At 39.8% G+C, this 21,295-nt stretch carries 15 protein-coding genes and 1 pseudogene; 10 read left to right on the top strand and 6 right to left on the bottom strand.

The window, feature by feature from the left end:
- Nucleotides 1–19: 19 nt before the first annotated feature.
- The 4 genes from M3226_RS08640 to M3226_RS08655 are packed head-to-tail and all read left to right on the top strand — an operon-like array spanning nucleotide 20 to nucleotide 3,612.
- Nucleotides 20–958 carry a fumarylacetoacetate hydrolase family protein gene (locus tag M3226_RS08640; protein WP_251564386.1) on the top strand — a complete coding sequence of 313 codons (939 nt, stop codon included), beginning with the start codon at nucleotides 20–22 and terminating at the stop codon, nucleotides 956–958.
- Entirely contained in the window at nucleotides 955–1,914 is a 960-nt protein-coding gene (locus tag M3226_RS08645; RefSeq protein ID WP_251564388.1) for a VOC family protein, read from the top strand. The genes M3226_RS08640 and M3226_RS08645 overlap by 4 nt, the downstream gene beginning before the upstream one ends.
- A gap of 19 nt (nucleotides 1,915–1,933) precedes the next feature.
- Nucleotides 1,934–3,118 carry an acyl-CoA dehydrogenase family protein gene (locus M3226_RS08650; protein WP_251564390.1) on the top strand — a complete coding sequence of 395 codons (1,185 nt, stop codon included), beginning with the start codon at nucleotides 1,934–1,936 and terminating at the stop codon, nucleotides 3,116–3,118.
- A 20-nt stretch (nucleotides 3,119–3,138) separates the two neighbouring features.
- Nucleotides 3,139–3,612: a pyridoxamine 5'-phosphate oxidase gene (locus tag M3226_RS08655; RefSeq protein ID WP_251564392.1), complete on the top strand. Its 474-nt coding sequence runs from the start codon at nucleotides 3,139–3,141 to the stop codon at nucleotides 3,610–3,612.
- A 331-nt stretch (nucleotides 3,613–3,943) separates the two neighbouring features.
- Here the strand turns inward: M3226_RS08655 and M3226_RS08660 are convergent.
- The 5 genes and pseudogenes from M3226_RS08660 to M3226_RS08680 all read right to left on the bottom strand — a co-directional run.
- Nucleotides 3,944–4,519: pseudogene (locus M3226_RS08660) on the bottom strand (6-phospho-beta-glucosidase); the annotation flags it as partial.
- A gap of 488 nt (nucleotides 4,520–5,007) precedes the next feature.
- On the bottom strand, nucleotides 5,008–6,255 hold the full coding sequence (locus M3226_RS08665) for an NAD(P)-dependent malic enzyme (protein ID WP_251564394.1): 1,248 nt from the start codon (nucleotides 6,253–6,255) through the stop codon (nucleotides 5,008–5,010).
- 327 nt (nucleotides 6,256–6,582) lie between these two features.
- Nucleotides 6,583–7,089: an acyl-CoA thioesterase gene (locus M3226_RS08670; RefSeq protein ID WP_251564397.1), complete on the bottom strand. Its 507-nt coding sequence runs from the start codon at nucleotides 7,087–7,089 to the stop codon at nucleotides 6,583–6,585.
- A gap of 264 nt (nucleotides 7,090–7,353) precedes the next feature.
- Nucleotides 7,354–8,598, bottom strand: coding sequence for a 2-oxoglutarate dehydrogenase complex dihydrolipoyllysine-residue succinyltransferase (gene odhB / locus M3226_RS08675; protein WP_251564398.1), 1,245 nt, complete (start codon nucleotides 8,596–8,598; stop codon nucleotides 7,354–7,356).
- A gap of 62 nt (nucleotides 8,599–8,660) precedes the next feature.
- Nucleotides 8,661–11,555: a 2-oxoglutarate dehydrogenase E1 component gene (locus M3226_RS08680; protein ID WP_251564400.1), complete on the bottom strand. Its 2,895-nt coding sequence runs from the start codon at nucleotides 11,553–11,555 to the stop codon at nucleotides 8,661–8,663.
- A 166-nt stretch (nucleotides 11,556–11,721) separates the two neighbouring features.
- Between M3226_RS08680 and M3226_RS08685 the strand changes: the two genes are divergently transcribed.
- The gene (locus M3226_RS08685; protein ID WP_251564402.1) at nucleotides 11,722–12,621 is read left to right on the top strand and encodes a LysR family transcriptional regulator; all 900 of its coding nucleotides are present in this window, start codon (nucleotides 11,722–11,724) and stop codon (nucleotides 12,619–12,621) included.
- Nucleotides 12,622–12,921: 300 nt separating this feature from the next.
- Here the strand turns inward: M3226_RS08685 and M3226_RS08690 are convergent, their stop codons facing one another.
- Nucleotides 12,922–13,848, bottom strand: coding sequence for a LysR family transcriptional regulator (locus M3226_RS08690; RefSeq protein ID WP_251564404.1), 927 nt, complete (start codon nucleotides 13,846–13,848; stop codon nucleotides 12,922–12,924).
- Between the two features lie 197 nt (nucleotides 13,849–14,045).
- Here M3226_RS08690 and M3226_RS08695 point away from each other — a divergent pair, with 197 nt between their 5' ends.
- From M3226_RS08695 to M3226_RS08715, 5 genes are all read left to right on the top strand, one after another.
- On the top strand, nucleotides 14,046–15,074 hold the full coding sequence (locus M3226_RS08695; RefSeq protein ID WP_251564406.1) for a quercetin 2,3-dioxygenase: 1,029 nt from the start codon (nucleotides 14,046–14,048) through the stop codon (nucleotides 15,072–15,074).
- A 57-nt stretch (nucleotides 15,075–15,131) separates the two neighbouring features.
- On the top strand, nucleotides 15,132–16,085 hold the full coding sequence (locus M3226_RS08700) for an alpha/beta hydrolase (RefSeq protein WP_251564408.1): 954 nt from the start codon (nucleotides 15,132–15,134) through the stop codon (nucleotides 16,083–16,085).
- A gap of 886 nt (nucleotides 16,086–16,971) precedes the next feature.
- Nucleotides 16,972–18,243 (top strand): MFS transporter, encoded by a 1,272-nt coding sequence (locus M3226_RS08705; protein WP_251564410.1) that lies wholly within the window; start codon nucleotides 16,972–16,974, stop codon nucleotides 18,241–18,243.
- Between the two features lie 172 nt (nucleotides 18,244–18,415).
- A complete protein-coding gene (locus M3226_RS08710) occupies nucleotides 18,416–21,070 on the top strand; it encodes an alpha-L-rhamnosidase (protein WP_251564412.1) in 2,655 nt (884 codons plus the stop codon).
- Nucleotides 21,019–21,246 carry a hypothetical protein gene (locus M3226_RS08715; protein WP_251564414.1) on the top strand — a complete coding sequence of 76 codons (228 nt, stop codon included), beginning with the start codon at nucleotides 21,019–21,021 and terminating at the stop codon, nucleotides 21,244–21,246. Before M3226_RS08710 ends, M3226_RS08715 begins: the two co-directional genes overlap by 52 nt.
- Nucleotides 21,247–21,295: the final 49 nt, after the last annotated feature.

The following is a 21,295-nucleotide window of genomic DNA, read 5'->3' on the forward strand; positions in this document are numbered from 1 at the left end:
AACATAAGGAGGAGATCTCATGAAATTTCTAACCTATTCCACAAATAATAACCCATTACGACTTGGCATACTAGTTGACGAGAATAAGATTGTAGACCCACAGCAAGCGTACATCGAATTGTTAAACGAGAGCGATCAGAAAAGAGCGGTAGAAATTGCAAACGCTTTATTACCAGAAAACCCAATCGAGTTTATCGCAGGTGGGGACTTAACCTTAAAGATTGCGAAAGAGGCCGTAACATATGCTCTTGAAAATGCTGAAAAGTCATCGGCAATTTATAAAAAGGAAAATGTTCAAATCGGAGCACCTGTACTAAAGCCGAATAAAATTATCTGTGTTGGGCTTAATTACAAGAATCATATTCTTGAAATGAAGCGAGATTTTCCGGTTCATCCAGTTATTTTTGCTAAATTTGCTACAGCGATTTCCGGTCCCAATGATACCTTTCCGCTATATTCCAATTTGACTAAAAAGCTAGACTACGAGGCAGAATTAGCATTTGTCATTGGGAAAGAAGGAAAAGACATTCCATATGAGGATGCCTTGGACTATGTATTTGGCTACACCGTCGCAAACGATATCACAGCTCGTGATATGCAAAAACGAACCATTCAATGGCTGCAAGGCAAAACACTCGATAAGAGCCTTCCGCTCGGTCCGGTTTTGGTCACAAAGGATGAAATTCCAAATCCGCACAGCCTGGATATTTCTTTAACAGTAAACGATGAATTAAGACAACTTTCTAATACAGAACAGCTTTTGTTCAATGTCAATCACCTTGTTGAGTTTTTATCAGGCATCGTTACTTTAGAGCCAGGGGACATCGTTCTTACAGGTACACCTGGTGGCGTAGGGGAAGCACAGAACAAGTTCTTACAGGATGGTGACAGAGTAAAAGTTGAAATTTCTGGGATTGGTGCAATTGAGACAACCATCGTGGAGGTGAATAAAGAATGACTATGAATCTTGAACCAATACGAGATATTGCCCACTTAGCCCATATCGAATTATTAACCCCTAAGCCAAACGAGAGTCTAGAGTTTTTCCGTGACCTACTCGGAATGGAAATCGTCCATCGAGAAGGACAATCGGTTTTTCTCCGCGGCTGGGGGGATCAGCAGCTTTACAGCTTGAAGCTGACAGAGGCAGGCCAAGCTGGTTTAGGTCATGTGGGGTTAAGGGCCTATTCACAACAAGCACTTGAGCGGCGTGTTATTGATTTAGAGAAAAGCGGATACGGAATTGGATGGACTGAGGGAGATTACGGCCATGGACGCTCCTACCAATTTCACGATGCGGATGGGCATGTATTAGAAGTATTTTATGAGGCGGATAAATTTGTAACACCGGAACATTTAAAGCCGGGTCTGAAAAATCAGCCTCAAAAGTTTTCGGCAAGAGGTACAAGCGTGACGCAGCTGGATCATATTAATTTGTTCAGCTCCAATGTCGATGCGGATAGCACTTTTTATCGAAATCACCTCGGTTTCAGATTAAGTGAGCAGGCGATAACGGATGAAGGCAAACAAACCACTGCTTGGCTTCATGTTACCAATAAATCATATGATCTTGCTATTTCTCTGGATAAATCTGGCGCAAAAGGGCGTTTCCATCATGCTGCATTCAAAGTAGAAAGTACCGAAATGGTACTCCGGGCGGCAGATGTATTTTTAGATAATGGAATTTTCATTGAAGCACCTCCTAATAAACATGTTGCAGGCCAAACGATGTTTGTATACGTGTATGAGCCTGGAGGTAATCGAATTGAGGTATGCTCGGGCGGTTTTCTCATCTATACACCGGATTGGGAAACGGTAACTTGGACCCCGAAAGAACGGAAAAAAGGGTTAGCATGGGGAACACCGCTTCCATCCACTTTCCACACATATGGGACACCGAACACAGAAAAATAAACCAGAGGAGAATGAGAATATGAATGAAGTATTAAAGAAGTTCTCATATGAGGAAGCAGTCGAGCGTGCAAAAGAATTGTCTGCTTCCCTACGAATGCGGCCAAATCTTGGTGAAGAACTAAGACATCAGCCACCTGAAACAATCCAAGAATTCATTTCATCAGGCTTGGTTCGGTCCTTAATTCCGAGCCGCTGGGGCGGGCATGAACTTAATTGGAAGACATTAGCTGATACTGCAATAGAAGTGTCTAAAGGAGATGCTTCCACAGGCTGGTGCTATTCGCTCCTGCTATTGCACAACTGGATGCTGGCATTCTTCCCAAATCGGGCACAAGCAGATGTCTGGCAAAACAATCCTGATGCATGTCTTGCCACATCGATTAATCCAAGTCCGGATTCAACCATCAGCCGTGTAAATGGTGGATATAAACTAAGCGGTAAATGGGGATTCTCATCAGGGATCAATCACTGTGATTGGGTCATGCTTAGTGCCCCAGCGCCAGTATCTGAAGATGGAGACGAAACCAAGGTCTTGTATTTCCTCGTTCCTAAAAGCGATCTGAAAGTGATTGATGTTTGGCAAGTCATTGGTATGAGAGGAACTGGCAGTAATTTATTGCAGTTAACAGACGTTTTTGTTCCAAAATACCGAACAATGGAGTTAGAACCATGGAATCTTCATGGAATCTCACCTGGAATGGATCTTAATACAGCACCACTTTACCGTATCCAATTATCAGCTGTTATGCCGGTTACACTTTTATCCGTCATTCTTGGCGCAACTAAAGGAGCTTATGAAATTTGGCGGGACCAGGTTATTGGGAAAAATAAAGCTAGGGGTGGAGGCGCCGTCGCAAACTTAACCCATCAACAAATTCGTCTGGCAAAGGTAGCGGCAAAAATTGAAGCAGCGGACGCTCTTCTCCATAAATCCTTAGAACTAGTAGAGTCCGGACGGGTACTTGAATATCCGGAACGGGTACGCTTGCGCTGTAATTATGCTTATTGTGCGGAAATGTGTACAGAAGCCATGGAAACCATCTACACTAGCAGCGGTGCTGCTGCTTCAAGTGAGAGACATCCACTTCAGCAGTTTTGGCGGGATATTCATGCCGGAGCACAGCATACAGCTTTCAATTTTGATTGGGTAGGAGAACTTTTTGGTAAGCTAGAGCTAGGTCTTCCAGTAAAAGTCGAATATTAAAATAGAAGGAGTGGAACCTGATGACTAAAACTTTAGAACGTCTGAGTCCAGCGCTCACTTCTTCTTTGCAGGGAGAAAAGATGATTTCGTTGATAACGGTGGATGCAGAAACAAAACTTCCGCAATTGAGTGTCGTTTCATGGGTAAATGCTAACCCGGAGGGCACACAAATAAAGGTGGCTCTTGGTCATAAAGCATCAAGTATTACTAATATTCAAAGCAATCCTACTGTGATTGTTGGAATGATAGGCGATGGAAGCTGCTATTCTGTACGCGGAAGAGCTACCGTATCCGAAATTTTCGAAAAGACGTTGAAGCTTTGTGTGGTTACAATTGAAATTGAAGAAGTAGAGAATGTTATGTTTTATGGCGGCAAGGTAACGGTTGAACCCGAATATGTGAAAACCTATAATCCTGAACTCGCCAAGAAATTAGATTCAGAAGTTTACGAGCTTCTTAAGCAGAGGGAAATTTACAATAATGAAAAAAAGTGATTTGCCCCCATAAAGTTGAAAAAAAATATTAAGCTGATTTCTCAATGGTAAGAAGCCTGTACTGTACAGGGCTCTTTAATTTATTATGGATACCAGCACGTTGTGGAAAAATCAATTAGAGAAACAAATAGTTTAAAGAATGAAACAGCAGACAGAATTTTGGTTCTGTCTGCTGTTTTTCTATAAAATGAATATATTTTCTTGTTACAACAGTTTTCTTTTAAAAAGTTAGGCGTATCACAAGCTTGCAGAAAATATTATTCACATCAACATGGAATTTTTCCCAGTCTGCTTGCATCAAAAATTCGTAAAAGCAAGCTACCACTTTTAATTAGACATTAACTACTTCTTCTTTAGATAAGTTTCTAGCTATTTCGTCTTTTACAGTAATACCTGCTGCCACTAATTCTGCAATTTTTTCAGCAAATTGTGGCAGATATTCTTTATGTACAATTAAAAGCTCATCTAGAACACGCTTTGCCGTTTCACCACTAGGAATGAGTGGATTTATCGTAAATGCTTGCAACGCTAATCCGTAATCACCAGATACGGCTGCCTCTTCAACACATAGTTCCATATTCTTCATTACCTGCAGCCAGCCTCTTTCTGCCGCTGGAAGAGAACCAAAAGCAATTGGTCTTGCACCTGCAGCGCCGATATAAGCGGATACTTCCACAACATCATCTGGGGCAAGGTCAGGAACCGCACCGTTATTTTTCGTTGAAACAACGATGTGTGTATTTTTATTCGCATAGATCGATGCAATGGTTTCACCTGCAGCATCTGAATAGAAGGTACCACCACGTTTAGCTAACTGTTCAGGTTTATGATTTAAGTTAGGGTCTTTGTATAATTCAAATAGATCTGCTTCTGTTTGTTTCACTTGTTGTGCTCTTGTTCCAACGTTCGCGACTGGGAAATTCCACGGTGTTGACGCGATCCGAAGAGGAAAAAGAACGATTATCACGTAAAAGTTGATGCAGACAACTGTAAATTAAAGAGTTATGATGTAGATTCCAATTACTGCAGTAAAGAAGCATATCCTCAGCCCTGCCCATTTGAATAATTTCTAATTTTCGATTGCTGGTTTTTCAAATCCTTAATTAGGAAGTAAGCTAATATCATTTCCATGCCGTTTGGGGTGATGGCATATGTATAAGCGATAAACGGTCTGGAGCCGGATGAATTATTTTTGACCGCAATGTTAATTGCGGTCTTTTTACATAAATGTAACATTAACTATTGGACACGACACAATATAGTTATAGTAGAAACTTGTCAAAATAGTGTGAGTAGGGGGACCACTTACATGCCCACCCCCTCATCAAACCATAGTTAAATAGGCTTTATAGAAACTTCAAAGTAGTGATTTAGGTGGTACTTTTGTTGTTAGATTTATAAAAGAACAGGTTGTTTTTCTTCTACTTGTGTTAATAGACGCTTTTTTATCTCTTCAACATTTACCATTTTTTGTGCAACACCCGTTTCCATTGCAGTTTTAGCAACCGCAGCTGCTACATGGGCAGCTACCCGGCGGTCAAATGGATCAGGAATTACATAGTCGGGATAAAGTTCATCGTCTGAAATTAATCCAGCAATGGCATACACGGCAGCCAACTTCATTTCTTCATTGATTTCTTTTGCCTGTACATCTAAAGCGCCACGGAAAATCCCAGGGAATGCCAAAACGTTATTGACTTGATTCGGGAAATCAGAGCGCCCTGTTCCAACGACTAGTGCCCCGGCTTCTTTTGCATCCTCAGGCATGATTTCTGGTACGGGATTGGCCATGGCAAAAATGATCGGATCATGGTTCATGGAACGAACCATTTCTTTTGTCACGGAACCAGCCGCTGATACGCCAACAAATACATCCGCTCCTACAAGAGCATCCGCTAGTGTCCCTTGTTTTTGTTCTTTATTGGTGATGCGGGCCATTTCTTCTTTGAATGGATTCATTCCGACAGGACGTCCTTCATATATAATCCCATTTGTATCACATAAGATGACATCCTTTACCCCCATATTAAGTAATAGCTTCACAATGGCCACACCTGCCGCCCCGGCACCGTTTGCTATGACGCGTATCTCTTCAATGTCTTTATCAACGAGTTTAAGAGCATTTATTAAGCCAGCAGCCGTCACAATAGCTGTTCCGTGTTGGTCATCATGGAAAATGGGAATATCGCACATTTTTCGTAAGCGATCCTCAATTTCAAAGCATTGCGGTGCTGCGATGTCTTCCAAGTTTACTCCGCCAAAAGTGGGTTGTAAAAGTTTAACCACCTCGACAATTTTATCGGGGTCCATCGTATCAAGGCAAATGGGAAATGCATCTACATCAGCGAACGATTTGAATAACAATGCTTTCCCTTCCATAACCGGCATCGCAGCTTTCGGGCCAATATTTCCAAGGCCCAAAACAGCTGTTCCGTTCGAAACAACGGCAACCAGATTTCCTTTCATCGTGTAATCAAATACTTTGCTTTCGTCTTGATGAATATCTAAGCAGGGCTCTGCAACACCGGGTGAATACGCAAGACTTAAATCGTTTGCATTACTTACTGCGACTTTTGAGTGAACGCCCAGCTTTCCTCGCTTTTCTTTATGCATCTTTAATGCTTCTTGACGTAAAGTTGACATGTATTGTTTCTCCCTTTGGTTTAAGTTTTATGTTTATAGGAAAAGAGAAGAGGGCTCATAAAGAGTTTTTAACTTTGTTTAACATGGAAAAGTTCTAAACAGCGACTAAAGCTAAATAAGATCATTAAGGAAAACTATTTGTGAAAGAATCTTGCAGCCCTCCAGGTTTTGGAAAGCCTCTTTTGCCTTTGTTTCTGTGTTAAATTCAAACATCGTTATATTTAAATTTGAATAGTGAGTGATGACCCACATTAAAAATTCCTCCAATTAAAAGGGAACTTTCCTCATTCTTAACCGCATTTATATCCTTCATGAGGTGTGTCGATCCTAGGGCTGATCCAATGTTAAAAACGCAGCTAACTCTTTACTTTTTTGTTTTCTTTCTTTACGCGCTCTTGCCCGTTCGGGGGCGGTTTCATGTAATTTTTTCTCTTCTTCTGTTTCTGGGATGACTTCCGGAACCCATGTTGGGCGCTTATGTTCATCAAGGGCAACAAATGTTAAGAGGGCAGTCGCTGCGATTTTACGCTTACCGCTTTTTAAGTCTTCCGCGATAATTTTCACAAATACTTCCATTGATGATGTGCCTTTCCATGTCACATAAGATTCAAAACAGACGGAATCGGTAGGGCGTACTGGATGTAAAAAATCGACTGAATCCGTTGAAGCAGTTACACATTCGCTTCGACTATGGCGCGCTGCGGAAATAGAGGCGACTTGGTCTATATCACTCATTAACCGGCCGCCAAATAATGTATTATGATTATTCACATCGTTTGGGAATACACGACTTGTTCGTATCACTCTTGATTCTTTACAATATTTAGCTTCCATTGATGATCTCCCTAAACATATCAAACTATTGACGTTTTATTTTTAAAAATTAGGTTGTATTAATCTTGAATGTTGATTTCCGCTCCAGGCGGCTTCGCTTTCCGCGGGCGTGCCGGGGAGCCTCCTCGGCGCACTTGCGCCTGCGGGGTCTCCCCTGCCCCGTACTCCCGCAGGAGTCTTCGCCGCCTTCCACTCCAATCAACGTGTTTAAAAATCACCAATAACCTTTAACAGAGCCTTAAATTAAAAACCACTGTTTAAATTTTAGCTTTCTAATAATAAGGTTTCTGGATCTTCCAACAATTCTTTTACCATAGCCAGGAAGCTAACGGCTTCTTTCCCATCCACAATTCGATGATCGTAAGACAGTGCGATATACATCATCGGACGGTTTGCCATTCGTTCACTATCAATTGCTACTGGCCTTGTTTGGATCTTATGCATACCGAGAATGCCTACTTGCGGACTATTCAAAATCGGTGTTGACATTAGGGATCCAAAAACTCCACCATTTGTAATCGTAAAGGTTCCACCTTGCAAATCATTCAAAGTGAGGGCGTTATCACGAGCCTTTTTACCAAGATTACCGATTTCTTGTTCGATTTCCGCAAAATTTTTCTGGTTCGCATTGCGTACAACTGGAACGACCAAACCTTCTGGCGCTGCCACCGCAATTCCGATATCGTAAAACTTCTTGATCAGAAATTCATCTCCTTGAATTTCTGCATTTAAAAGAGGGAATTGCTTTAAGGCTGAAACCACCGCTTTTGTAAAAAATGACATAAATCCAAGACGAACACCATGTTTATCGAAAAAGGCATCTTTCCGCTTATTGCGTAAATCCATAATGGCAGACATGTCAACTTCGTTAAATGTGGTCAACATCGCCGCTGTTTGTTGGACCTCTACGAGGCGTCTAGCGATGGTTTGACGTCTGCGTGACATTTTTACACGTTCTACAGGTTTATCAAACTCAACATCTTTTTGTTGTTCCATTCGTTTTGGACTTGCCTTTTCCAATTTTGGTTCTTCTGTTACCGGAGGTGCAGGTGAATAGGCTTTGACATCGTTTGACCTAATTCTGCCTAATGGGTCACTGCTGTTTACCTGGTTTAAATCGATTCCCAGTTCTCTTGCCCATTTTCTTGCAGCTGGAGAAGCAATCGGTCGGTTGGCTTTCGGATATTCTTGCTCTGACCGGATGCTTTGTTGATTTAAAGTTTCTTCTACCGATTTTTCCGGAGCTGTTGTGGTGACAACGGTTTCCTCAGCTGTGCCATCCTCAATAATTGCAATTACATCGCCTACTTCTACCGTATCGCCTGTTTCTTTTAATACCTTCGTAACTACACCTGAATATTCAGCATTTAATTCTATATTGACTTTATCTGTTTCCAGTTCTACGACACTATCTCCTTTGGATACTTTGTCACCAATATTAATGAGCCATTGTGAGATCGTTCCTTCTGAAATGGATTCTGCTAACTCCGGTACCTTAATTTCCATCAAGTTTCATCTCTCCTAAGTATATTAAGTAATATTTTTATCTGGGTATTTGCTGTTGATCATGGTTAGCTTCTAACTAACTCTCTTTCTTGTTTCTGTGTATCTGTTAAAATATTAAAATTCAAAGCCTGTTGGACAATATGTTCTTGTTCCTTTTTATGAACGATTGAATCGCCTACTGCCGTGCTTGAACGCGCCTGTCGTCCAATGTAACCGACTGTCAGTTTGCCGGAAGCAAGTTCAAAGAGGGTAGGGGCGATATAATGCCATGCTCCCATATTCTTTGGTTCTTCCTGTACCCAAACGATTTCCTTCAGGTTCGGATAGCGCTTTAAAATTTCTAGTACTTTCTCCTTCGGGAATGGATACAATTGTTCGATACGAATGATGTGTATTTCGTCTAATGTTTGAATTTCTTTACTTGAGTCAATTTCTGCAGCCAGATCGATGGCCATCTTACCAGTCGTTAACACTAGCCGCTTTACTTTTTCTCTCTCTTTTCCGAGCTGAGGTTGTTCTACAACCGTTTGGAAACTGCCATCGCTTAGAGCAGTGCCAGGAGAAGAGACCAGCGGGTGACGAAGCAGACTTTTTGGTGTCATAATGACCAATGGTCGAACAAATTCTGTTCCTAAGATGGATGCTTGCCGGCGTAAAATATGAAAGTATTGGGCAGCACTTGTCAAGTTTGCAACCGTCCAGTTGTTTTCTGCCGCCAACTGTAAAAAGCGTTCAAGACGGGCACTGGAGTGCTCTGGACCCTGGCCTTCAAAACCATGAGGCAAAAGAAGAGTAAGCCCTGACTTTTGTCCCCATTTTGCTCTAGCGGATGAAACAAATTGATCAAACAGAGGTTGTGCTGTGTTAGCAAAGTCACCGTATTGTGCTTCCCATATTACAAGTGTTTCAGGAGCAAAGACGTTATAGCCATATTCAAAACCTACAACAGCCGCTTCAGATAGTGGACTATTATGAACCGCAAACGAAGCGCGTGCTTGCTTAAGATGATGCAAGGGTGAATAGGTTTCGTTGGTTTCTGCGTCGTGCAGCACAATGTGTCGCTGAGCGAACGTTCCACGCTCTGAATCCTGTCCCGTTAGCCGGATCGGTGTTCCTTCTTTTAACAATGTCGCGAATGCCAGCACTTCCGCTACCGCCCATTCTACTTTCCCATTTTCCTCGAGTGCTATTTCACGGCGCTCCAGAATCCGCTTTAATTTTGGATAAACGTGAAAGCTTTCCGGCCATTTCAGCAATTCATGATTTAATTCACGAAGGGTGTTAAGCTGTACACTTGTTTTTAATTTCGGAATTCCTTTCGTGATCACCTCAGGAACCTCTACAACTGCAGATGGCACATAAGGTTTCCTCTCCAACACTTGGTCATATTCGGCTTGGAGCCTTTCTTGGACGCTGCGATTGATTTGTTCGACCTCTTGATCATTCAAAATACCTTTATTTCTCAACTGTTCGGAATATAAGGCTCTTACCGTTAAATGGCCCGAAACTTTTTTGTATACCTGGGGCTGGGTGACCGCAGGGTCGTCCATTTCATTGTGGCCGAATCGGCGGTATCCCACTAAATCAATCAAAAAATCCTTTTGGAAGCGAGCACGGTATTGATAGGCAAGACGAACAGCTTCCAGACAAGCTTCTGGATCATCCGCATTTACATGCACAATGGGGATTTCAAACCCTTTTGCCAAGTCACTCGCATATCTCGTAAAACGAGAATCCCGGCTATCTGTCGTAAATCCGATCATGTTGTTCGTAATGATATGAATGGTACCACCTGTTCGATATCCATTTAATCCACCTAAATTTAAAGTCTCCGCTACAATTCCCTGGCCTGGAAATGCAGCATCTCCATGTACCAGTATTGGAAATGCTTTCTTAACATCCTGTTCAGGATATCCTGCTTTTTGACGTTCTTCCTGGGCTGCTCTTGTAAACCCTTCGATCACGGGATCGACAAATTCAAGATGACTCGGATTATTCGCTAAGGTAATACGTGTACGAAGGGGACTTGCACCTTCGACGAACCGATTGTAGCCTAAATGGTATTTCACATCTCCTGTCCAACCCTCACTAATATCTACTAAATCTGCCGACGGTCCTTGTTGTTTGGCGGAAGAGTGCTGAAACTCAGAGAAAATCCTGCTGTATGGTTTGTTTAATACATGCGCTAAGACACTTAAGCGGCCGCGATGAGCCATTCCAATCAAGACATTTTGTACTTGATCCCCGACACCTTCGTGAATCGCTTCATTTAGCATAGGTACGAGCATGTCTACACCTTCAATAGAAAATCTCTTTTGACCGACAAAGGTTTTATGTGAAAATTGTTCAAATCCTTCCACCTCTGTCAAACTCTTTAATAGGTTTGTTTGTTCTTCTTTCGATAAGGAGCGATGCATGCTCCCTGTTTCCACGATCTGGGTTAACCATGCTTTTTCGTCCATATTATCAACATGGTTAAATTCAAAGGCTAGTGAAGAAGTATAAAGATTCTTTAAATGGTTTATAGCATCCAATGCGGTTTGAATGCCATCAGGTGTCTCCCTCCAAACGAGTTTAGCTGGAATCGCTTTCAAGTCGTAGTCACTTATCCCATATTTTTCAGGACAGAACAAATCATGATGCTTTTCATTCATATCTAACGGATTTATATTTGCCGCTAGATGTCCATGTGAGCGAATGTCTTCCAGCAGTTTTACAACTTTCATCACTTTCTCTATATCTACTGAATTACCTGAAATAACAGATCCATGTTCGGCGTTTTCTTTCAATTGACTTGTCTCAAAAGACAAGGGTGATCCCCATGTATTAAATAACTCTATTAATTTTGGCTCGACAGTATCTATACCGTTCATATAGCGCTCATATTGTTCGATTACATAGCCAAGGTTTGGACCATTCAATTTCCTCCATGGATTTCGTTGATTTTCCTGTTCTCCCATTCTGGAATACCCCCATGTTTGAGTTTTCGTATAATAATATTTGGATAGGTTATAGAAGTAATTAACATTGATTAAGGATAAGGATAATGCAATAATGAAAATAAATAAAATTGAAAAAAATTATTTTTACTGATAAAAAATCTTTATATCATTACAGGGTGGGACAATGGATTACCGTGACTGGGAAATACTGAAAGTACTTTATAATCAAAAAAATCTTACAAAAACAGCTCGATTATTATTTCTTACTCAACCTGCTTTAACGAGTAGATTAAAGCATATGCAGGAGGAGCTGGGAGTTACAATCGTAACCCGTGAAAGCCGTGGAGTGCATTTTACCCCACAAGGGGAATATCTTGTTCAATGTGCTGAGGAGGCCCTTGCTCATTATGAGAAGATAAAAGAAAATGTCCAAAATATGAGTAATAACGAAAGTGATAAAGTGGTAGGTACGTTGAAATTGGGGGTATCTAATTTTTTTGCGAATTATGAACTTCCTTATATTTTGAAACTGTTTAAAAGCCAATTTCCCCATGTGGAATTCAAAGTGATTACGGGGTGGAGCAGAGACGTAACTCAACTTATACACAATAAAGATGTTCATATTGGTTTTGTTCGGGGAGACTATGGGTGCAGGGGATTATCGACACATCAATTATTTGAGGAAACCATTTGCATTGCTTCAAAAGATGAGATTGAAATTAGGGATCTTCCTCGTCTTCCTAGAATTGAATATAGAGGGGATTACTTATTAAAATCAACCATTGATCATTGGTGGGCTGAAAATTATGCGCAAGCACCCTTTATCAGTATAGAAGTCGACCAAGTTGATACGTGTAAGGAAATGGTTATAAATGGTTTAGGATATGGTATCCTTTCCAGTAGGATACTTAATGGTATAGAGGACTTATCCAAAGTCCTTATAACCGATCTAGAAGGAAATCCTATATTGCGAAGAACGTGGATGTATTATCATAAGGAATCCCTTGAATGGAATGTCGTTAAGGCATTCGTCCATTTTATAGAAAATTTTGATTGGAAATATAGTAGTCCAAAGATAAAATAAAGATGTATAACTCTAGTAGAATAGTTTCTGACCAAAAATGAGAATTCAGTAACTTTTGAAATTTTGCAGCTGTTTGCTACTTATCAACTATATCTGTTGTGCATAAATAGGACATCCTGTTCATGCTTTGAGGATGTCCTTTGCCCAACTTTTTTAATGCAGTAATTTAGACTTAGATAAACGATCAAATTTTAATGGATGGATTAACTTTTCCAGTTAACATCAACCCCGTTATTTTAATAAGATGTTTCAATAGTAGCCTTTGACATTACAAAGGAGAATGAAGTAAATCCACGCTCTTTATGGCGTGGATTTTTTAGTTTTAAATATTAGTCCGTCCTCGTGTGTATCCATAAAAGACTCAAATTCTTTCGTAAATAAAGAGATTAATGGATTAAGATTATTTTTATTCCAGGCAATAATGAAATCAATTTCCTCTATATTCTCTTCTAATTCAATAAAGCGAAGCGTTGGAGGGGGATTGACCATTGCAGCGGGAAGAATGGAAATACCAATACCCGCTTCAACCATGAGTAACACAGTTTCAAACTGGGAACATTCCTGTATGATGTTTGGAGAGATACCATACTCTATGAAGAGTTCCGAAATATGTTTGAAACCATCTGGGGATACCTCTGGATTAATCACAATGATTGGTTCATTGGCAATCGATTTAATACTAATTTTTCTATGGTTCGCTAGAGGATGTTCACTGTTCATTACCACTGTAAAAGGTATATTGGATATTTTCCTAGAGGTAATTTCGGGGAATTTATCAATTGATAACGATAAAGTAAAACCAATATCAATATCTCCAAGTTTTAAGGAGGCATTGAGTGTATCCCTCGTGTATTGAATTAATTCAATATTAACATCTCGATATTTCTTGGTGAATTGATTAATCAGTCTTGGTAAAAAGAGTTTCTCAAGTCCTAAATACCCAATTTTTATACTTCCCGACAAATCGCTTCCTCTTAGTCTAGCATTACTTATTGCTTCTTCATAATGCGCTATTACACCTTTGGCATCTTTTAATAATTGAGCTCCAGCCTTCGTTAATTGGACAGTCCTTCTATTTCTAATAAACAATTGAACTCCTATTAGGTCTTCAAGATTAGAAATTTGCTTGCTAATAGCTGATTGAGCTACAAAATGTTCCATTGCCGCCTCAGTAAAACTCAACCGTTCCGCAACAGAGACAAAGTAACGTAATTGTTTAAGATCCATAGGCAATAGCTCCTTTCTTGTTGAATATGGACGGTGGACTAATTACCTGTATGAAAAAAAGGAATAACTGTGAACTATTAGTTATATTTCTCTCCCTTGTCATTCTACCATATACTATATCTTGAAGTTAGCGGTACCGACTAGGTAACTTAGCAATTAACTAGATTATAAAGGGTTAAACATAGAGGAGGATTACAATGAGTAATTTATTTACGAACAACCTGCCAAATCACAAGATTCCTTATTTGTTAAGAAATGGGGAAGGGGAACGTTATATATTTGGCAGGCAATTAGCTACTATTATTGCGAATGGAAAGAGTACGGAAAACTTAGTAGAAATGGTCATTCTTTCAGGAGGAAAGGGAGACTCTTTCCCAACTCATAAACATTTACATAGTCATGAAGGAATCTATATACTTCATGGGCGGCTTGAGCTTGTGATTGCTAATAAGAAATATTTACTTACGGAAGGAAACTATGCTTATGTTCCTGCTGGTACGGAACACAGCTATAAAATGCTCAGCCATCGAACTCAGGTTTTATCTTTTACTTCGAAAGGAAATGTGTCACAACTTTATTCCGTTATCGGCGAGCCCTATGACCGATTTGTGCACCCTCCAAAAGCCGTGAATGAACCATCCATTGAAAAATTTGAGAAAGCCTCACGCACTGCAGATGTAGAGTTTTTCTGTGATGGTTACGTTATCGGTACATCACAACTAGTAGAAAATGGGGAAGTACCTGAAGAGGCTGCGCCATATGTCCTTGATACGGGAGAGGGCATACGCTTAGTTACGGGAGATCAACTTCATACCTTGATGACCACTCAAGCAAATTCTAATGGTGAATTTATTTTTGTTGTTTCAGAAGGTCCTAAAGGTGAAGCTATCCCTGAGCATTATCATGAAGAGCATACGGAAATTTTCTTCTGTATCGAGGGTCAAGTTACATTGTGGGCAAATGGAGAAGAAATCACTTTAAGTCCTGGAGATTTTCTACATGTGCCTGCTAACACGGTTCATTCTTACCGAATGGATTCTCATTACACTAAAATGTTTGGTATCCTTGCTACTGGTCTATTTGAGCCATTTTTCCGTACTCTTGGTGATGATTATGATGATTATATTTTCCCGAGTGAGCCGGCTCCACTCCGTTTTGATCGAGTACTCCAAAATTTAGATATTCTTGATCTGAAAGTGCTTGGCGGTCGTCCTGTAAAAGATTAATAGTGACAAGAAGATTATCATTAATTAAAAAATACCATCTTTAAAGGAGGATTTTCATTGGAAAATGTAGTAGATCATTCTGTGGAAATCATAACAGATCTCGTTTACGCGGAGATAAATGGAAGACAGTTATTAGCTGATATATATTTACCCAGGTTGAAAAAAGAGCCTCTGCCAGTGATTATTTGGCTGCATGGCGGGGGATGGCGGTTTGGGGATCGCAAATTAGGTCCGGATTTCACCCGGTATTTTGCCAGCAAAGGCTTTGCAATGGTAAGCATTGATTACCGGTTAAGTGATGAAGATACCTTCCCTGCTCAAATTCATGATGTAAAAACAGCCATTAGATGGGTTAAAACAATCGCAGCGGAGTATGGTTTAGACGGTAATAAAATAGGCCTTTGGGGCTCATCGGCAGGAGGGCATCTTGCTGCACTTGCTGCAATAACTGAACCTAACCAATTCATCGGAGAAAATCCTCTTTATTCTGAAATGACAAGTGAGGTGCAAGCAGTTGCGATTGGTTATGGGCCAATAAATTTCCTTCAAATCGATGAACAACGAGAACTGTACGGAATAAGTGAAGAAGATCCTGAGTCAGTTCATATTCCAAAAGATAAAAAAACAACTGACCCTGATTCGTTTGAATCGTTGTTTTTAGGAGCACCTATACTAACTTGTCCCGAACGTGTAAAGGAAGCCAATCCATTGACGTATGTAAAATCAGGGCTTCCGCCATTTCTAATTATGCATGGGTTAAGTGACATAGCTGTTCCTGCACATCAAAGTAAGTTATTATATCAGGAACTAGCAGATAAAAAGAATAATGTGTCTCTTTATCTTATTAATGGGCTGGGCCATGGATTCCTGAATCGTACAAATTTAGATGAAGGTGGCCCAAGGATATCAACGTATTATGCCTCAAAGAATGAGGTAGAGGAGATTGTTGAAGAAATGGATTTGTTGATTTTTAATACAATAGAAGATTTTTTTCGAAGAGAACTTTCATAAGGGAAAACTAGTACAAGTAGGGCCGATATTTAAATGTGCCTTCCAAGGGCCTTCTGGTAAACATTAAATAAAATTGCAATTTAATAAGATAAAAGAATTGGAGATTCATGCATTGTACTTTAGATAAAAGTTTATGATGAGTAAAAGAAGTTTGGCTAAGTCCACGCACATAAATGCGTGGATTTTTTAATCAACATAAGAGAGTGGTTTTTTGCTTCTCTGACAGTTATAAACGACCTTTACCATGAAAAAATCGTAAAACTATTGTTTAAATAAAAAAAAACTAGTCACATTTCTTAATAAAACTAATTTGAAGTTGAGACGACATAAAAAAGATGATTTCATCATATTTATCATCAATGAGAGGTTAAAGAGGTGAAAATATGTTACACAATGTTGGCAGAAGATTCATCTGGTTTCTGATCGGAAGTACGATCTTTGCTAGCTTTATCGGATATGCCCTGTTTAAGGCTGGCCTCATATCATTTCCAGGTAGTCCTAAGTCCCAAAGAGCACTGAATATTAAAGATGGTAATGGAAATAGAAGAGTTGGTAAAATTCGAGTTACTTAGAGCTTTCTAGATCAACACTGTGTGCTTTTAGTTGCTCAAATCTTGATTAATTTTAATATAGAAATTATTTATTTAAGGGCAAGCAGTTCGGAATAAACTGCTTGCCCTTTTTTATGATGGTCCCGCTAGAATGGTTATCCTTCTTTACAATTGCTAGTGCGAATAAAAATTCAGACTATTTTAATAAACTTATGTTTGAAATGGATAGGAATTATGTCGCATATGGCTATAGTTAACCATTAGTGTCTCCTTTAAACTAAGAATAGAAGCGCTCTCAAATTGTTGAAAAATAAAATAGGAAAGAAGGTTAAATAATGAATCCTAATGTAATCAAAACACCTTTTCCTCGTTTAATTGCTGGTATTTCGATTGGAAGCTTTGGTTATAATCTCGCACTCATTACACCACTAGCGTTCCTGCTAACAGTGAAATTAGCTATGCTTGACCCTGCGAACGTTACCAAAAACTTTAGTATCATTGGTCTAACTACAGGCATTATTGGTATTTTAAGTCAATACATGGCAGGCGTGATTAGCGACAGAACAACTTGGAAAATAGGACGAAGACGCCCTTGGATCTTGATTGGTTCAATAGGGGGAGCCGCTGCACTTTACGGGGTGGGGGCTGCTAAATCGTTTACAATGGTCTCGTTATTTTGGGCACTTGCCAAACTCTTGTTAAGTTTTATGAGTACGGCCATAACCGCTTTAATTCCTGATCAAGTTCCGGAAAACAAACGTGGTACTGCTTCTGGGATATATGGGCTTGTCAGCCCGCTTGCGATTATGATTGGGATTAACTTTATGTTTATCTTAAATAGCTGGGCGATTGAAAAGAAATTTTTATTACTTGGAATGATTTGTGTTGTCTTTGCCATTATTACAAGCTTTTTAATAAAAGAAGGAAAAGTGGAGTATCAACAAGAACGCGGTAAAAATGATTCCTTAACATTCGGTGAAAAAATGTCTCTGATTTATCCAAGTCCAAGAAAATATCCTTACTTCACATTTGGAGTATTAACCAGATTTTTCATGGGTATTGCCTATACGGCTGCTTCTTTTACTAGTGTCTATTATCTAGAGCGTTTTCATGTTTCTCAGCAAGATCTAGCAGGTATTGTCTCTACAAGTATGAACATTACCATCCCAATCTTAGCAGTGGCCAGTATCATCGGTGGTGGTCTCTCTGATAAATTTGGACGCCAAAAACCATTTGTATTTCTTGCGGCAGCCGTAACGGCAATCGGTATTTTAGGCTATGGTTTTGCTCCTAGTATTGGCTTTTCCTATGTATGTGGTTCAGTCATTTCCCTTGGCTTTGGAATGTTCTTAGCAGTCGATATTGCACTGATGTCAAGAGTCCTTCCACATCCTGAAGATGCAGCAAAAGATATGGGAATCGTCAACATTGCCAATGATATTGGAGGATCGCTTGCCAACTCGGCAGCAAGTCCAATTGTTGCGGCAGGAGGCTATCCATTATTCTTTGGAGTACTGGCTATTTTCGGAATACTAGTAGGAATTATCGTTAAACCAATTCCAGAATTGGAAAGGAAAGAAGCTGCTAATATTGAAATTGCCCAGTAAAAAAATGATAAGATCCGCTCCTTAATTGCGTGGATTTTATCCATATGTTGGAGGTTACACGTGAATATAACCTTGATACTCATTGCAATAGCAGTGGTTCTTTTTGAAATAATGGTAGCACCACTTATTGTAAACAACATGAGATATAGAGGGCAAATGAGGAGGAAAAATCTTGATCCAGGTCATCAAGTTAAAAATAGAAAATCAAGATAGTCTGATGGGAGCAGATATCCTGCAGCCGCGTTTCAGCTGGATAATAGAAAGTGAAGGGACAGGCATAAATCAGTCTGCCTATCAAATAAATGTGTTTGAAAAAGAATCTTCAGGTTTTAAAAAGCTGATTTGGGATTCCCATATGGTACATTCTCAAATTTCGGTAAACATTCCATACGAAGGTCCTTTATTGAAGAGTAAAACCACCTACACCTGGCAAGTCCGTGTTTGGAGTTCTAATGATGAGGAATCAGCATGGAGAAGTGAAGGACATTGGGAAATGGGCCTTTTACACGAGGATGAATGGGTAGCAAAATGGATTGAACCACAGCAAGAAAATGTAATAGAAGAACCGGAATTGACATTAGAGGATATGTTTATTAATAAGAAGAAAGGGGATTTACCATCCCCAGAAGGTAGATTGCACCCGCCAAAATTGGTTCGTAAATCCTTCCACATTGACCAGAAGAAAATAGCGAAAGCTCGCCTTTACATTACTGCTCATGGACTTTATCACGCAAAAATCAATGGTCAAAAAATCACGGATGCAGAATTTACACCTGATTACACATCATATTCCAACTATCTGCAGTATCAAACCTATGATGTTTTGCCGTATCTTTGTGACGGTGAAAATGTTTTGGGCGTGATTCTTGCAGATGGATGGTATGCAGGTAGGATAAGTATTCCGGGAGGAAGCGCCCAATACGGCTACAGATTAGGATTGCTAGCACAATTGGAAATATCTTTTACAGACCAAACAAAACAAATAATCGCAACAGACAGTTCGTTTTTATCATCTAACAGTCACTTTGTTTACAGCGATATTTTCATCGGGGAAAAACAGGACAAAAACCTTGAAAAGTCTGGATGGGATCGACCTGGATATGAAAGTGTAACACATGAATGGACACCCGTTGCAGTTGCTGATTATAGGTTAGATAACTTACGAGCACAATATGGTGAATTTGTTAAGCCGGTTGAAATTCTATCTCCTGTTGATATTTGGAAGGATCAGAGCCAAGCATATATCATCGACTTCGGCCAAGTAATTGCAGGTCGTATCCGGTTTCGCGTGTATGGTTCAAAAGGGCAGGAACTTAAATTTGAACACAGTGAAGTCTTGGATGCAAACGGTGAGTTTTTTAACAATATAGTAGGAAGAAATAAAGAGCAAACGGATTATTATGTTACGAGCGGTGAGATTGGAGAGGTTTTTGAACCAACATTTACTTTCCATGGTTTCCGTTATGTCCGGCTATCAGGCTTTCATTCTGAGCTTCATCGAGAGGATATCTCAGCAATTGTCTTGTACTCAAATATGAAGGTAACAGGACATTTTACAACATCTGATCCAGAGATTAATCAACTCTGGAAAAATATCCAATGGAGCCAAAAAGGGAATATGCTGTCAATTCCGACAGATTGCCCGCAACGAGAACGAGCAGGCTGGACCGGTGATTTACAAGTTTTTGCTCCCACCGCTGCTTTTAATATGGATGTCCAGGCATTTTTGACAAGGTGGCTTTGGAATTTACAGCAAGAGCAGACAGAAGATGGAGAAATTCTTAATTTCAGCCCTGCTCCAAAGAACATTTGGAATGACAAAAAATTTACTGGAACTATTTCTTCAGCCGGCTGGGGAGATGCTATTCTTATTGTTCCTTGGGTACTTTATCGGAGATACGGGGATAAACATATCCTTGAACAATGCTTCCCTGCAATGGAAAAATGGCTTGATTTTGTACAAAAAAGTGCAGCAGAAAATAAAGAAAATGTGGAAGAAGACTATGTTCGCTATTTATGGGATACAAAGTTCCATTTTGGTGACTGGATGATCCCGAGTTTTATGCTTGGTAAAGAGCCGCAAGGACCTATCGCTTCTGCATTTGCTACCAAGGATTCTATTGCTACTGCCTATTATGCTTATTCCGCTGGTTTATTAGCTGAGATTGCAAAAATCCTGGGAAAACAAGAGCAGTCTGATTATTATCACACTCTTCATAATAAGGTAAAGGAAGCATTTGGAATTGCTTGTGTCACAGAATCAGGGATGATGACTTCGGATTACCAGGGTGTTTATACGTTAGCACTTGCATTTAATCTGCTTTCAGAAGTGCAAAAGAAAAGAGCGGTAGAAAGATTAGTAGCGTTAATCAAGAAAAATAATTATAAAATTGATACAGGATTCTTATCTGTTCCGTATATTATGGATGTCTTATGTGAAAATGGCTATGAGGAAATTGCCTATAAGCTGCTCTTCCAAACAGCCTGCCCTTCATGGCTTTATGAAGTCAAGAATGGTGCAACAACCATTTGGGAATCATGGGAAGCGATTAAACCGGATGGTACTGTGGGGGCTTTCTCTTTTAACCACTATGCATTCGGTTGTGTAGGGGATTGGCTGGTTCGCCATATTGGCGGCTTAACTCCAATTGAACCAGGATACAGCAAGTTTAAGATCGAACCGCATTATAATGACCGATTAAAATATGCGAAAACGCAATTTGAATCTATTTATGGTGATATTAAGGTGAAATGGGAGATAAAAGAAGAAAAAAAATGTTCTTACAAGTCATGGTACCAGCTAATTCAATTGCTGTTATTTCACTAACAAATGTCGAACCAGGCTGCATTCAAGAGCTGAATGATTATGTGACCGAGATGGAATATTCAAATTATCAATATTATGAAAAGGAAAGAAGAGTTGAATTCACTGCACCATCTGGACAAATTAATATTGAATACAAATTAAATGAGTTATGTAGGATAAATGAGCTTAAAAGCTAAAAGGTTAAAATCCATGAATCGCTTAAAGAAAAAGGGACCGCCTCTTATC

The organism is Neobacillus cucumis, assembly GCF_023715505.1.